Below are 12,887 nucleotides of genomic sequence, written 5' to 3'. Positions count from 1 at the left end.
CCATCAAGGAAGATCGTGACGGAAACGCTGACGACGGTCCCGACCACCGAGGCCTTCACCACCCCGAAGATCGCCACAGGACGTTCGCTCCTCGGCACCGCCTGGCTGCGCATCAGACGCAGCCGCATCGCACTGGCGTCCTTCGCCGTGGTGATCGCGATCGTGCTCTTCGCGATCCTGGCACCGCTGCTCACCGCGATCGAAGGGCAGGATCCGTTCACGACGCACACCGGCCCCGACACGCTGGACAACTTCGACACCCCCGGCCTGCCGCTGCCGCAGTTCCTCTATCCGTCGGCAGGGCACTGGCTCGGCCTCGAGCCCGGGCTCGGCCGCGACCTCTTCGCCCGCCTCGCCTACGGCGCGCAGGTCTCGCTCACGATCGCGCTGCTGGCGACCCTCGTCTCGGTCGTCCTCGGCACGATCATGGGTGCGGCCGCCGGCTTCTTCGGCGGCAAGGTCGACATGGTCATCAGCCGCCTGATCGACCTCTTCCTGGCGTTCCCGCACCTCCTGCTCGTGCTCTCGCTCACGCCGATCCTGCAGTCCCGGCTGCGGGGCACCGCGCTCGGCCAGGGCAGCTTCGTGCCCATCGCATCGCTCGTGATCATCCTCGGCTTCTTCGGCTGGGCATACCTCGCCCGCGTCGTCCGCGGCCAGGTGCTCAGCATCCGCGAGCAGGAGTACATCGAGGCCGCGCGCTCCTACGGCGCGTCCAAGCGGACGATCCTGTTCACGCAGGTGATCCCGAACGTGTCGGGCGTGGTGCTGGTCTACGCAACCATGATGATCCCGACCAACATCTCGGCGGAGGCCGCACTCTCCTTCCTGGGCGTCGGCGTCAAGGATCCGACCCCGTCGTGGGGGCAGATGCTCAACGCGGCGCAGTCCGGCAACTGGTACCTCGTCGACCCCTGGTTCCTGATCGTGCCCGGCACCGCGCTCGTCATCACGGTCCTCGCCTTCAACCTGCTCGGCGACGCGGTCCGCGACGCCCTCGATCCCAAGGCCTCGCGCAGCTGAACCCCGCACGCACGTCCCGCGCGCGGCCACGCCCGCCCGCGCCCTCCGTCCGTCCTTTCCATCCCCATCCCGAGAAGAGAAGAACCATGAGACACAGCCGTCCCCTGTTCGCCGCCTCCGTCGTGGCCGTCGCGCTCGCCGTGACCGGCTGCTCGGCAGGATCCGCCTCCGGCGGCACCGCCACCGCAGGCGCCGGAGCGAACAACCCGTACGCGCCGCACGTCGTCAACGAGGGTTTCAGCACCAAGGGCGGCAACGTCAACGTGCTGATGTCGAGCGACTTCCAGACGCTCGACCCCGGCAACAGCAATTACGTCCAGACCGCCAACGTCGGCCAGCTCTACTACCGCACGCTGACCATGGCGAAGGAGACCGCAGGCCAGCCGCCCAAGATCGTGCCCGACCTCGCGACCGATCTCGGCAAGGCGTCCTCGGACGGCCTCACCTGGACGTACACGCTCAAGGACGACCTCAAGTACGAGGACGGCTCCCCGATCACGTCCGCCGACATCAAGTACGGCATCGAGCGCACCTTCGCCCGCGACGTCTACACGCAGGCCCCGCAGGAGCTCAACGCCGTCCTCGCCGCCGACACGTACAAGGGCCCGTACTCGGGCGGAGACCTCGCCGCCGTGGAGACCCCCGACGCGAAGACGATCATCTTCCACCTCAAGCAGCCGTACCCCGACTTCCCGGCCCTGGCCTCGCGTTCGAACAGCGCCCCCGTGCCGCAGGCCAAGGACACCAAGCTCGACTACACGAACCACCCGATCTCCTCCGGTCCCTACATGATCGCCGGCTACGACCGCGGGCGGGAGCTCAAGCTGGTCCGCAACCCGAACTGGGATCCGAAGACCGACGAGAACCGGACCGCCCTGCCCGACACGTTCTCGTTCTCGCTCTCGACCGCCCAGGCGACGATCAGCCAGCAGCTGCTGAGCGACTCCGACCCGACCGCGATCACGCTGGACTCGAACGGCGCGCTGCAGGCCTCGGACGCGGCACGCCTCAGCGACCAGACCATCAAGCCCCGCACAGCCGGCGGCCTCCTCGGCTGCACCGACGTGCTGAACTTCAACACCACCACGATCACCGACCCCGACGTGCGCCACGCCCTGGCGCTCGCGATGGACCGCGCGTCGATCCAGGTGCAGTACGGCGGCCCCCGCTTCGGCAAGCTCACCAACTCGTACCTGAACGACGCGCAGGTGGGCTGGATCGCGCCGACGCTCGACCTCGACGCGGCCGGCAAGCCGAAGCTGGACGAGGCGAAGAAGCTGCTGCAGGGCAAGACCGTCCCGAAGACGCTCACCTACGGCTACTCGAACGCCACCGAGCGGTACAAGAACCTCGGCACGGTGCTGCAGCAGGACTTCAAGGAGCTCGGCATCGACCTGCAGATGGTCGCGATCCCCGCCCCGAACTACTACACGACGCTCGCCGGCGACCAGATGCCCGACATCGCCCGTGCCGGCTGGTGCGGCGGCGCGGCCTCCGGATCCACCCGCACGACGGTCGACCCGAACCTGGGCCCGAGCCTGGATGGCTCGTCCTTCGGCTTCAGCAACATCTCGCGCTTCTTCGACCCGACGATCTCGGGTGAGATGTACAAGCTGCGCGACACCAACGGCTCGTCCGAAGAGCTCAACACGAAGTGGACCGAGCTCTACAACAAGGCCATGGAGACCTACCCGATCGTGCCGCTGTTCCGCACGTACACCTCGAGCGTCGTGGGATCCAAGATCCAGAACGCTCAGGTCGGGTACTTCTTCGGAAGCATCGACCTGTCCACCGTCGGCGTCAAGAACTGACGCCTCCGCACTCCTGAAAGGACGGGGCCGGCCCTCCGCGGCCGGCCCCGCACGGGACAGCAATGTTCGGATTCCTCATCCGCCGGGTGGCCGGCCTCGTCATCCTCCTCCTCGTCGTGAGCTTCGTCACGTTCGCCCTCTTCCAGATCGGTCCGTCCGACCCCGCGGCCGCCGCGTGCGGCCAGGAGTGCACGCCGGAGCGCATCGAGCAGGCCCGCGTCGCGCTGGGCATGGACAAGCCCTTCTTCATCCAGTACTTCGCGTACCTGTCCGGCTTCTTCGGGCCGCGCATGATCGGCGCGCCAGGGGCCGAGCAGGTCTGCGCCTGGCCGTGCCTGGGCAAGTCCTTCCAGACCAACGAGAACGTCACGGACGTGCTCGCCCGCGCCCTCCCTTACACGCTCTCGATCGCCGTCGGCGCGGTCGTGCTGTGGACGATCGTCGGTGTCGGCCTCGGCCTCCTCGCGGCCCTCCGCAAGGGAAGGGCGACCGACAAGTTCATCGTCGGCGCGGCCTCGGTCGGCGTCTCGCTGCCGATCCCGGTGACCGGACTGCTGCTCCTGCTGGTCTTCGTGAGCACGCTGCACTGGCTGCCGTTCACGAGCAATCAGATCAGTAGTCCGTTCGGATCCGCCGGCCCCGCCGCCTGGTTCCTCAACTACCTGCTGCCGTGGGTGGCGATCGCGGTCCTCTTCAGCGCGCAGTACATCCGCATCACTCGCAACAACATGATCGAGACGTTCGGCGAGGACTTCATGCGCACCGCCAGGGCCAAGGGCCTCGGTCGCCGCGAGATCGTGTTCCGGCACGGCGTGCGCGCCGGAATCACCCCGATCGTGACCATGCTGGGCCTCGACATCGGCGCCCTGCTCGGCGGCGCCGTGCTCACCGAGCAGATCTTCTCCGTCCCCGGCCTCGGCTTCACGGCCGTGCACGCCGCCGTCGCCGGAGATCTGCCGGTCACCATGGCGATCACCATGCTCGCCGCGTTCTTCATCATCACCGCGAACGTCGTCGTCGACCTCGCCTACGCCGGCATCGACCCGAGAGTGAGGGTCAGCTGATGGCCACCCCGTTCCTCGACATCCGCGACCTGCGGGTCGACTTCCCCACCGACGACGGCGTCGTGCACGCGGTGAACGGCATGGATCTGCGCCTCGAGCGCGGCGACACGATCGGCATCGTCGGCGAGTCCGGATCCGGGAAGACCGTCACCAGCCAGACCCTGATGGGCCTGCTCAAGGGCTCGAGCGCCCGGGTCACCGGCCAGATCCTGTTCGAGGGGACGGACCTCGTGCCGCTCACCGAGAATGAGATGCGGCCGTACCGCGGGCGCAAGATCGGCATGATCTTCCAGGATCCGCTCTCCGCGATGCATCCGTACTACACCGTCGGCACGCAGATCGCCGAGGCGTACCGGGTGCACAACAGGGTGAGCGCGAAGGCCGCCAAGGCGCAGGCGATCGACATGCTGGCGCGCGTGGGGATCCCGGATCCGGTGTCCCGCTACGACGCCCACCCGCACGAGTTCTCCGGCGGAATGCGCCAGCGCGCGATGATCGCGATGGCGCTGATCTGCGAGCCGGAACTGCTCATCGCCGACGAGCCGACGACCGCGCTCGACGTCACGGTGCAGGCGCAGATCCTCGACCTGATCTCGTCCCTGCAGCAGGAGACCGGATCCGCCGTCGTGTACGTGACGCACGACCTCGGCGTCGTCGCCGAGGTCTGCCAGCGGGTCGTCGTCATGTACGGCGGACAGTGCGTCGAGCAGGCCGAGATGGAGGACGCCTTCCTGCGCACCGCGCACCCGTACACGAAGGGCCTGCTGGCATCGATGCCGTCCATGGCGGACGAGGCAGGCCGGCTCACCCCGATCCCCGGCTTCCCGCCGTCGCTGCTGGATCTGCCGCAGGGCTGCCTGTTCGCCGACCGCTGCCCCGTGGCGCACCTCGTGCCGGAGAACCGCTGCCGCACCGAGCGGCCTGTGCTGCACGGCGCGGGATCGCACCGATCCCGGTGCCATCTGTCCGAGGACCTCGGCGCGTCCGAGTCGATCACGATGGAGGCCGCGCGATGAACGCACCCCTGCTGCAGGTCGAAGGGCTCGCCAAGCACTTCCCCGTCTCCCAGGGCATGTTCAAGCCGAAGAGCATCGTCAAGGCGGTCGACGGCGTGTCGTTCACGCTCGAGCGCGGCAAGACCCTGGGTCTCGTGGGCGAGTCGGGCTGCGGGAAGTCGACGACCGGCCGGCTGCTCATGAGCCTGCTCACGCCGACGTCGGGCAGCATCCGCCTGGACGGCGCCGACGTCGCGGGGCTCGCCGGATCCGAGCTGCAGGACTTCCGCCGCCGCGTGCAGATGGTGTTCCAGAACCCCGCCTCGTCGCTCAACCCGCGACAGACCGTGGGGGCCGCGATCGCCGCGCCCCTGCGCGCCCAGGGCATCGCCCCGAAGGAGGGGATGAAGCCCCGCGTGCAATCCCTCATGGACCGCGTGGGACTTCGCCCGGAGCACTACAACCGCTTCCCCCACGAGTTCTCCGGCGGCCAGAAGCAGCGCGTCGGCATCGCCAGGGCGCTGGCTCTGGAACCCGAGGTGGTGATCTGCGACGAACCCGTCTCGGCGCTCGACGTCTCGGTGCAGGCGCAGGTGATCAACCTGCTGCAGGACATCCAGGCCGACACGGGCATCTCCTACGTCTTCATCGCGCACGACCTCTCGGTGGTCAAGCACTTCGCGCACGACGTGGCCGTGATGTACCTCGGCAAGGTCATGGAGCTGGGCACCAGGGACGAGGTCTTCGACGCCCCCCGGCATCCCTACACGCAGTCGCTGCTGTCGTCGGTGCCCTCCCCTGATCCGCACGCGGATCGCAGCGGGCGGATCCGGCTGACCGGCGATCTGCCGCATCCGTCCAACCCGCCGAGCGGCTGCGTGTTCCGAACGCGCTGCCCTGTGTTCGCGCTGCTGGACGAAGAGAAGAAGAAGATGTGCGTGGAGCACGTGCCGTCCGGTGCGGTCGCCTGCCACCATCCGGCCGAGGCCGCCGCGTTCGCGGCGCGCACCCCCGAAGAGAGGAAGATCCTTGCTGATTCGTGACGTCCGCCCCTGGGGCGGTCCCGCATCCGATGTCGTCATCGAGGAAGGGCGCATCGCCGCCATCCGCCCGCACGACGAGTCCGTCCCGCTCGGGGCCGGGGATGTGGAGGGTCGGGGCCGGCTGCTGCTGCCGTCGTTCAGCGACGTGCACGTGCACCTGGACTCCTCGCGCATCGGCCTGCCGTTCCGCGAGCACACCGGCTCCCCCGGCGTGTGGGGAATGATGATGAACGACCGCCGCAACTGGCGCAGCACCGATGTGCCGCACGCCGACATCGTCGCCGGCACGCTGGAGCGGATGATCGCACGCGGGACCACGAGGGTACGCTCGTACGCGCAGGTCGACGTGGACTGCAAGCTCGAGAAGTTCGACTCGGTGATGGCCGCGAAGGAGAAGTTCGCAGGTCGGGCCGAGGTGCAGATCATGACCTTCCCGCAGGCGGGCATCCTCCTGGAAGAGGGCACGGTCGACTACCTCGAGGAGTCGCTCAAGCAGGGCGCCGACGTGATGGGCGGCATCGACCCCTCGCAGCTGGACCGCGATCCCGTCAAGCACCTCGACATCGTGTTCGGCCTCGCCGAGAAGTACCAGGTCGAGATCGACATCCACCTGCACGAGCCCGGCAACCTCGGCGTCTTCAGCACCGAGCTCGTCCTCGAGCGGGTGCGCGCCCTCGGGATGCAGGGCAAGGTCACGATGTCGCACGCCTATGAGCTGGGCGGGGTGAACGAGGCCACCAGCCGCCGGCTGATCGACGAGTTCGCCGAACTCGACATCGCCATGGCGAGCGTCGCCCCGGCAGCCCGCAACCAGCTCTCGCTCGTCGACCTCGTCTCCTCCGGCGTGCGCTTCGGCCTCGGCGAGGACGGCCAGCGCGACTACTGGAGCCCCTACGGCAACTGCGACCTGCTGGATCGCACCTGGCAGCTGGCGTTCACGAACAACTTCCGCAGGGACGAGCACATCGAGATGTGCCTGGCCATCGCGACCATGGGCGGCGCCAGCATCATGTCGCACTCGTCCCCGCGCCTGACCGGCGTGCAGGATCGTCCCGGCACCGCGGTCGGCGACCGGGCCGATCTGCTGCTCGTGGACGGCGAGACACCGACCAGCGCCGTGATGGACCGCGGCACGGACCGCACCGTCCTCCATGACGGGCGCGTCGTCGCCGATGGGCTTCGTGTCCTCGCGCACTGATCGGGGGGATGGCGCTGCCGGCGGCGCCGTCCCGGCCGGACGCACGGCGGACCGTGCCCGGCTCGCGCCGACCGGGAGCGCCGCCCGAGCCCTCGCGCTCGGGGCCGCGCTCCTGGTCGGCGTCAATCTGCGCCCCGCGATCACCTCGGTCTCCGCACTGCTGGATCAGGCGACGAGCGAGTTCGGCCTCGGCGGCGTCGGGCGCAGCCTCCTCGCGACGCTTCCGGTGATCGCGTTCGGGCTCACGGCGATGCTCGGCCCTCTCCTGGCGCGGCGCATCGGCACGACCCGCGCGATCCTCGTCGCGATGGCGGTGCTCGCGGCAGGTCTCCTGCTGCGCGTCCTGAACGGCTGGATGCTGCTGCCCGGAACGTTCCTCGCGGGCGCGGCGATCATGGTCGCGGCGACCCTGCTGCCGCCCTACCTCAAGGCGCTCGGCGCGAGCGGACTCTGGGTGGGGCTCAGCAGCATGTCGTTCGGAATCGGTGCCGCGCTCGGCGCGAGCCTGGCGGTGCCGCTCGACGAGGCGCTCGGCCTCCGTCCGGCGCTGGCCGCGTGGGCGGCGCTCGCGATGCTGGCCGCGCTCGCGATGCTGGCCGCCGGCCGCGGCGCGGCTCCCACCGCTCCGTCCAGGGCTCCGATCGCGCTGCCGGCGGGCTCCCGGAGCACGGTGGCGCTCATGACGACGGTGTTCGCCCTGCAGGCGCTGCTCTACTTCGCCGTGACCACCTGGCTTCCGCTGATCCTGTCCTCGCACGGTGAGACGCGCGCGGCTGCGGGAGGCCTGCTCGGGTGGTTCAGCGTGATCGGCCTCGTCCCCACGCTGCTCGCACCGATCATCGCGCGCCGCCGCCGGATCCTGACCTGGTTCGGTCCGGGACTCGGGATCGTCATGGCGGCCGGGTTCGCCTGGCTCGCCCTCGACGGCGGCCACGACCCCGTGGTGGTGTCCGTGCTCGGCATCGCCCAGAACGCGGGATTCGGGCTCGCCATGGGGCTGCTCGTGAGCCTGTCCGCGGACGAGGCCTCCGCCGGGATCCTCTCCGCGATCGCGCAGGGCGTCGGCTACGCCGTCGCCGGTGGCGGCAGCCTGCTCCTCGGGATCGTGCACGACATGAGCAGCACCTGGACCGCGAGCCTGCTGATCATGGCCCTCTGCGCGGTGCTGCTCGCGGTGTCCGTGACGCTCGTGATCCGCCGCCATCCGGTGTCGCTGATCCGGAGCTGACGCCGGGCCGCGCGCGGCCCGCGCCGGGCGCGCCCGCGACCGGTTGCGCCCGTGAGACACCACTTCCTGCATGAAACACCGTGCCTGACGTGTTGCCTCACGCGGATTCTGGTTTCTCGCGCGGATTCCCGCCTCCTACGGAGCTGGATCCGACGACGGCACAGGATCCTGCCGAGCGGACGGACCCTCGACGCGATCAGGCCGTGCGTTCGGCAGGATCCCGTGCACTCGACGCTGGCGGGCGCGGACGCAGCGCAGCGCCCCCGGACAAAGGTCGAGGCCCGCCCCACACCGTGGGACGGGCCTCGCAAGAATGTTCTGCGCGATTGTGCGCTGGCTGCTTAGCGGCGCAGTCCGAGACGCTCGATCAACGACCGGTAACGGTTGATGTCGACGTCCTGGAGGTAGCCGAGCAGACGACGGCGCTGACCGACGAGCAGGAACAGGCCACGACGCGAGTGGTGGTCGTGCTTGTGCTCCTTGAGGTGCTCGGTGAGGTCCTTGATGCGCTGCGTCAGCATTGCAACCTGCACCTCGGGGGATCCGGTGTCACCGGGGTGCGTCGCGTACTCTTCGATGATCGCCTTCTTGACGTCTGCTTCCAGTGCCATAGGTGATCCCCTTCCTCTTTGCTGCGCGGTGCCCGACGCCGAATGCGTGGGCTCTCTTTATCCGCGGCCGATCGAACGGCAACCGCCCAAGTCTATCAGCACAGGGCAGCCCGGCGCGCCGAGTCGGATCCACGGCCCTCGGAGCGCCGATACGCTCGACGAGTGAGTCATCTGATCGATCTGAGCCCGTTCCGGCAGAGCCCGGCGTTCGCCCGGATGTGGATCGGATCCACCCTCAGCGGCATCGGCGGGCAACTCACGATCGTGACCGTCATGCTGCACGTGTTCGCGCTCACGCAGAGCACCTTCGCCGTCTCCATGATCGCCGTCGCGGGGCTCGTGCCGATGATCCTCGCAGGCCTCTACGGAGGGATGCTCGCCGACGCCTTCGACCGCCGGCGGGTCGCGCTCATCGCCGCGGTCATCACGTTCGCCGCGACCGCGCTGCTCGCCACCCTCACCTGGGCGCACGCGGAGACCATCTGGTGGCTCTACGCCCTGAGCATGATCATCGCCGCCGCGAACTCGGTCGGGATGGCCACGCGCACCGCGATCATCCCTCGACTGCTCTCCCGCGACATGCTCGCCCCCGCCTCCGCGCTGAACGGCGTGGCCTTCGGCATGACGGTCATGGCCGGCCCCGCGCTCGCCGGACTCCTCGTGGCGCTCACCGGCTACGGCTGGACCTACACGATCGACGTGATCCTCATGCTGTCGATGTTCCTGGGGCTCTGGACGCTGCCGAAGCTGCTGCCCGAGGGCGAGATCGTGCGCCCGGGGCTCGCCTCCCTCGTCGACGGCTTGCGCTTCCTGCGACGCGCCGGCAACATCCGGATGCAGTACGTCCTCGACATTTGCGCCATGACGTTCGGCCAGCCCCTCGCGCTCTTCCCCGCACTGGGCACCGTGATCCTGGGCGGCGGTGCGGTGACCACGGGCCTGCTGACCGCGGCGGTCGCGGTCGGGACGTTCCTGTCGAGCCTGTTCTCCGGGCGCATCGTGCACTACCGCTGGCACGGCCGCGGCATCGCCAGGGCTGTGCAGGCGTACGGCGCGACGATCGCACTGTTCGGCGTCGTCCTGCTCGTCGGCGCGCTGCTCCCCGCAGGACACGCCACCGCATCCTCTCCGAACGTGCTGCTGATCGCGCTCGCCTGCGTCGCCCTGGCGTTCTCGGGCGCGGCGGACAACGTCAGCTCCATCTATCGCAACACCATGATGCAGGCCGCGGTCCCCGACACGATGCGCGGCCGCCTGCAGGGCGTGTTCATCATCGTGGTCGCGGGCGGACCGCGTCTCGGCGCCCTGTACGCCGGGGCGCTGGCCTCGCTCACCGCCCTGTGGTTCCCGCCGCTCCTGGGCGGGCTGCTCGTGATCGGCGTCGTCGCGCTGTTCGTCCGGCTCAGCCCGCGGTTCCGCGCGTACGACGCCGAGGATCCGCAGCCCTGACCCGCTGTCGAGGGCCGCGGATCCCGGCGGACGTCAGCGCTGCCCTGCCGGCTGGCGGATCGCGACGTTGATGCGGTTCCACACGTTGATCGCGCTGATCGCCAGGATCAGGGCGGACAGCTGGCGCCGATCGAACTGCGCCGATACCTCGTCCCACAGCTCGTCGGACACCGGATCGACCGTGTCCGCGATGCGGGTGAGCGCCTCGGTGAGCGCGAGCGCGGCCCGCTCCCTCGGGGTGAAGAACGGGGCTTCGCGCCAGGCCGCCACGCCGAACACCCGCTCGTCGCCCGCCCCGTCCGCGCGCATCTCCTTGGAGTGCTCGATCGTGCACCAGCTGCAGCCGTTGATCTGGCTGGCCCGCAGGTGAACCATGTGCAGCAGCTCCTGAGGCAGATCGGTCGAGGCCGCCACACCGCTCAGCGCGGCGATCGCGTCGAAGCCGCCCTCGAGCAGGAACGCGGGGTGCGGCATGCGCGCCTTGATCGCGACGGCGGCCGTGGTGTCGATGGTCTGGTCGATGGTCATGTCAGACTCTTCCCGTTCTCTTGTCAGAAGCCGCCCGATCCGGACGGTCACTCTGATGACACGCGGGCCGGAGGAGATGTGACATGACGGATCAGGAATCTCTCGCCGACCGCTTCGAGGAGCAGCGACCGCGGCTGCGCCGGCTCGCGCAGCGCATGCTCGGGTCCACCGCCGAGGCCGACGACGTCGTGCAGGACGTATGGCTGCGGGCCTCTGCGGCCGGAGCCGACGACGTGCAGAACTTCGGCGGCTGGCTGACCACGATCGCCTCCCGCGCCTGCCTCAACGTGCTGCGCTCGCGCGCCTCACGGGGAGAGATCCCGCTCGACGACGACGGCACGGGGCCGGTCATCGAGGCGGATGTGCGGGCGCCGGATCCCCTGGAGGCGGCGCAGCAGGCCGAGGCCGTCGGCGCCGCACTGACCCTGGTGCACGAGCGCCTCTCCCCCGCCGAGCGCGTGGCATTCGTGCTGCACGACTCGTTCGACGTGCCTTTCGAGCAGATCGCAGACCTGCTCGAACGCTCCCCCGATGCGGTGCGGCAGTTGGCCAGCCGCGCGCGCCGAAGAGTGCGTTCGGGGGATGTCGCCGCCACCAGGGCCGCCCGCGACCGGCGTCCGATCGTGGATGCGTTCTTCGCGGCGGCCCGCGCAGGCGACTTCGACCGGCTCGTGTCGCTCCTCTCCCCCGAGGTCGAACTGCGGATCGAGCAGGGGCTTTCGGCGACGGCGCTCGTACGCGGCGGCGGCGCGGTCGCGGGCCGGGCGCTCATGTTCGCCATCCCCGACGCGGTGCTCCGGCCCGTGCTCGTGGACGGCCTCCCCGGCGTCGTCGTCCTGGTCGGAACGCGCGCCGTCTCGGTCATGGCGTTCGACGTCGACGGCGAGCGGATCGCGGCCATCGACGCGTTCGCCGGTCCTGCCGCGATCGCCGCGCTGTCGCTGCCGCGGTGACGCCGGCGGCAGCGGCAATGAGACGCCCGACGCCCGAGAGAATGTCGGTGCCCTGGCGCAGACTGACGGCATGAGCGCCACCACCCGCACCACCACGCTGCCCCTCGCCGGGGCCTACGACCTCCGCGAGGTCGCCCTCATGGGATTCGGCCATCGCGACGAGTCCGCCTTCGACGGCGTCATGCGGCTGGCGTTCTGCACCGATGCGCTCGATTCCCAGGTCGGCGTCGAGGTGCGCCAGCACGACGGCGCGCTCGCCCTGACCGTGCACGGAGAAGGGGATCTCGACGCGATCGCCCGGCAGGCGGCCCGCGTCGTCTCGTCCGACCACGACGGCGACGCCTGGGCGTCCGTCTGCGCCGCGGATCCCGTGCTCGCCCGCGTGCACGCGGCGGCGCCGGGCTTCCGCCCGTCGAACTTCTACAGCCCGTACGAAGCGGCGGTGTGGGCCGTGCTGTCAGCCCGTCGCGCGCGGAGGCAGGGCATCGCCCTGCGCCGGCGTCTGTCCGAACAGCACGGCAGGGTGTTCACGCTCGCCGGACGACCAGAACCCGCCCTGCCGCTGCCCGAGCAGTTGCTCGCACTCGAGGAGTTCCCCGGGCTGCCCGCGGACCGGATCCCGCGGCTGCACGCGATCGCACGCGCGGCACTGGACGGGCAGCTCGACGTGCGGCGGCTCGCCGGCATGACGCCTGCGGAGGCGATGCTCGACGTGCAGCGTCTCCCCGGCATCGGTCCGTTCTACAGCGCGCTCATCGTCATCAGGGCCTGCGGGCTCACCGATGTGCTGTCGACGCAGGAGGATCACACTCGCGCCGCCGTGCAGGCCCTGTACGACCTCGATCACGCCCCCGACGATGCCGAGCTGGAGCGGATCGCCGAGGCGTGGCGCCCGTTCCGCACCTGGGCCGCCGTGTCGTTGCGAGCGATCGGATCCCGGCTCCTCGATCAGCCGGCGGCCTGAGACCCGCGCGAGACGACGAG

12 protein-coding genes are annotated in these 12,887 nt (G+C 69.9%); 10 read left to right on the top strand and 2 right to left on the bottom strand.

Annotated elements, in window-relative coordinates:
• Positions 1-15 precede the first annotated feature (15 nt).
• From CQ044_RS03125 to CQ044_RS03095, 7 genes are all read left to right on the top strand, one after another.
• Positions 16-1,023, top strand: coding sequence for an ABC transporter permease (locus tag CQ044_RS03125; RefSeq protein ID WP_258133142.1), 1,008 nt, complete (start codon positions 16-18; stop codon positions 1,021-1,023).
• 86 nt (positions 1,024-1,109) lie between these two features.
• A complete protein-coding gene (locus tag CQ044_RS03120; RefSeq protein WP_105686760.1) occupies positions 1,110-2,834 on the top strand; it encodes an ABC transporter substrate-binding protein in 1,725 nt (574 codons plus the stop codon).
• Positions 2,835-2,896: 62 nt separating this feature from the next.
• Positions 2,897-3,898 carry an ABC transporter permease gene (locus CQ044_RS03115; RefSeq protein ID WP_045273810.1) on the top strand — a complete coding sequence of 334 codons (1,002 nt, stop codon included), beginning with the start codon at positions 2,897-2,899 and terminating at the stop codon, positions 3,896-3,898.
• A complete protein-coding gene (locus tag CQ044_RS03110; protein WP_105686759.1) occupies positions 3,898-4,914 on the top strand; it encodes an ABC transporter ATP-binding protein in 1,017 nt (338 codons plus the stop codon). The genes CQ044_RS03115 and CQ044_RS03110 overlap by 1 nt, the downstream gene beginning before the upstream one ends.
• On the top strand, positions 4,911-5,936 hold the full coding sequence (locus CQ044_RS03105) for an ABC transporter ATP-binding protein (protein WP_105686757.1): 1,026 nt from the start codon (positions 4,911-4,913) through the stop codon (positions 5,934-5,936). Before CQ044_RS03110 ends, CQ044_RS03105 begins: the two co-directional genes overlap by 4 nt.
• On the top strand, positions 5,923-7,134 hold the full coding sequence (locus CQ044_RS03100) for an amidohydrolase family protein (RefSeq protein ID WP_105686756.1): 1,212 nt from the start codon (positions 5,923-5,925) through the stop codon (positions 7,132-7,134). Before CQ044_RS03105 ends, CQ044_RS03100 begins: the two co-directional genes overlap by 14 nt.
• Complete coding sequence (locus tag CQ044_RS03095) at positions 7,118-8,362, top strand: MFS transporter (RefSeq protein ID WP_181158164.1); 1,245 nt, start codon at positions 7,118-7,120, stop codon at positions 8,360-8,362. The genes CQ044_RS03100 and CQ044_RS03095 overlap by 17 nt, the downstream gene beginning before the upstream one ends.
• A gap of 341 nt (positions 8,363-8,703) precedes the next feature.
• Here the strand turns inward: CQ044_RS03095 and rpsO are convergent, their stop codons facing one another.
• Complete coding sequence (rpsO, locus tag CQ044_RS03090; protein ID WP_018187174.1) at positions 8,704-8,973, bottom strand: 30S ribosomal protein S15; 270 nt, start codon at positions 8,971-8,973, stop codon at positions 8,704-8,706.
• Positions 8,974-9,189: 216 nt separating this feature from the next.
• On the opposite strand from rpsO, the gene CQ044_RS03085 reads away from it, so the two are divergent.
• Positions 9,190-10,422 carry an MFS transporter gene (locus CQ044_RS03085; protein ID WP_374954846.1) on the top strand — a complete coding sequence of 411 codons (1,233 nt, stop codon included), beginning with the start codon at positions 9,190-9,192 and terminating at the stop codon, positions 10,420-10,422.
• Positions 10,423-10,455: 33 nt separating this feature from the next.
• On the opposite strand, the gene CQ044_RS03080 is transcribed toward CQ044_RS03085, so the two are convergent.
• Positions 10,456-10,950, bottom strand: coding sequence for a carboxymuconolactone decarboxylase family protein (locus CQ044_RS03080; protein ID WP_219844906.1), 495 nt, complete (start codon positions 10,948-10,950; stop codon positions 10,456-10,458).
• An 83-nt stretch (positions 10,951-11,033) separates the two neighbouring features.
• Here CQ044_RS03080 and CQ044_RS03075 point away from each other — a divergent pair, with 83 nt between their 5' ends.
• Complete coding sequence (locus tag CQ044_RS03075) at positions 11,034-11,903, top strand: sigma-70 family RNA polymerase sigma factor (RefSeq protein ID WP_105686751.1); 870 nt, start codon at positions 11,034-11,036, stop codon at positions 11,901-11,903.
• 70 nt (positions 11,904-11,973) lie between these two features.
• Positions 11,974-12,867, top strand: coding sequence for a DNA-3-methyladenine glycosylase (locus CQ044_RS03070; protein ID WP_105686750.1), 894 nt, complete (start codon positions 11,974-11,976; stop codon positions 12,865-12,867).
• Positions 12,868-12,887: the final 20 nt, after the last annotated feature.

The organism is Microbacterium sp. MYb64, from assembly GCF_002979495.1.
GTDB classification, from domain to species: domain Bacteria; phylum Actinomycetota; class Actinomycetes; order Actinomycetales; family Microbacteriaceae; genus Microbacterium; species Microbacterium azadirachtae_A.
Note: the sequence above shows the minus strand (reverse complement) of the source record. Positions and strands in the feature narration are given on the sequence as shown.

Bases quoted from the DNA above. Each gene is read 5' to 3' on its own strand.
- CQ044_RS03085 (WP_374954846.1), top strand. From the start codon at position 9,190: ATGTGGATCGGATCCACCCTCAGCGGCATCGGCGGGCAACTCACGATC.
- CQ044_RS03080 (WP_219844906.1), bottom strand. From the start codon at position 10,950: ATGACCATCGACCAGACCATCGACACCACGGCCGCCGTCGCGATCAAG.
- CQ044_RS03070 (WP_105686750.1), top strand. From the start codon at position 11,974: ATGAGCGCCACCACCCGCACCACCACGCTGCCCCTCGCCGGGGCCTAC.
- CQ044_RS03105 (WP_105686757.1), top strand. From the start codon at position 4,911: ATGAACGCACCCCTGCTGCAGGTCGAAGGGCTCGCCAAGCACTTCCCC.
- rpsO (WP_018187174.1), bottom strand. From the start codon at position 8,973: ATGGCACTGGAAGCAGACGTCAAGAAGGCGATCATCGAAGAGTACGCG.
- CQ044_RS03120 (WP_105686760.1), top strand. From the start codon at position 1,110: ATGAGACACAGCCGTCCCCTGTTCGCCGCCTCCGTCGTGGCCGTCGCG.
- CQ044_RS03110 (WP_105686759.1), top strand. From the start codon at position 3,898: ATGGCCACCCCGTTCCTCGACATCCGCGACCTGCGGGTCGACTTCCCC.
- CQ044_RS03115 (WP_045273810.1), top strand. From the start codon at position 2,897: ATGTTCGGATTCCTCATCCGCCGGGTGGCCGGCCTCGTCATCCTCCTC.
- CQ044_RS03075 (WP_105686751.1), top strand. From the start codon at position 11,034: ATGACGGATCAGGAATCTCTCGCCGACCGCTTCGAGGAGCAGCGACCG.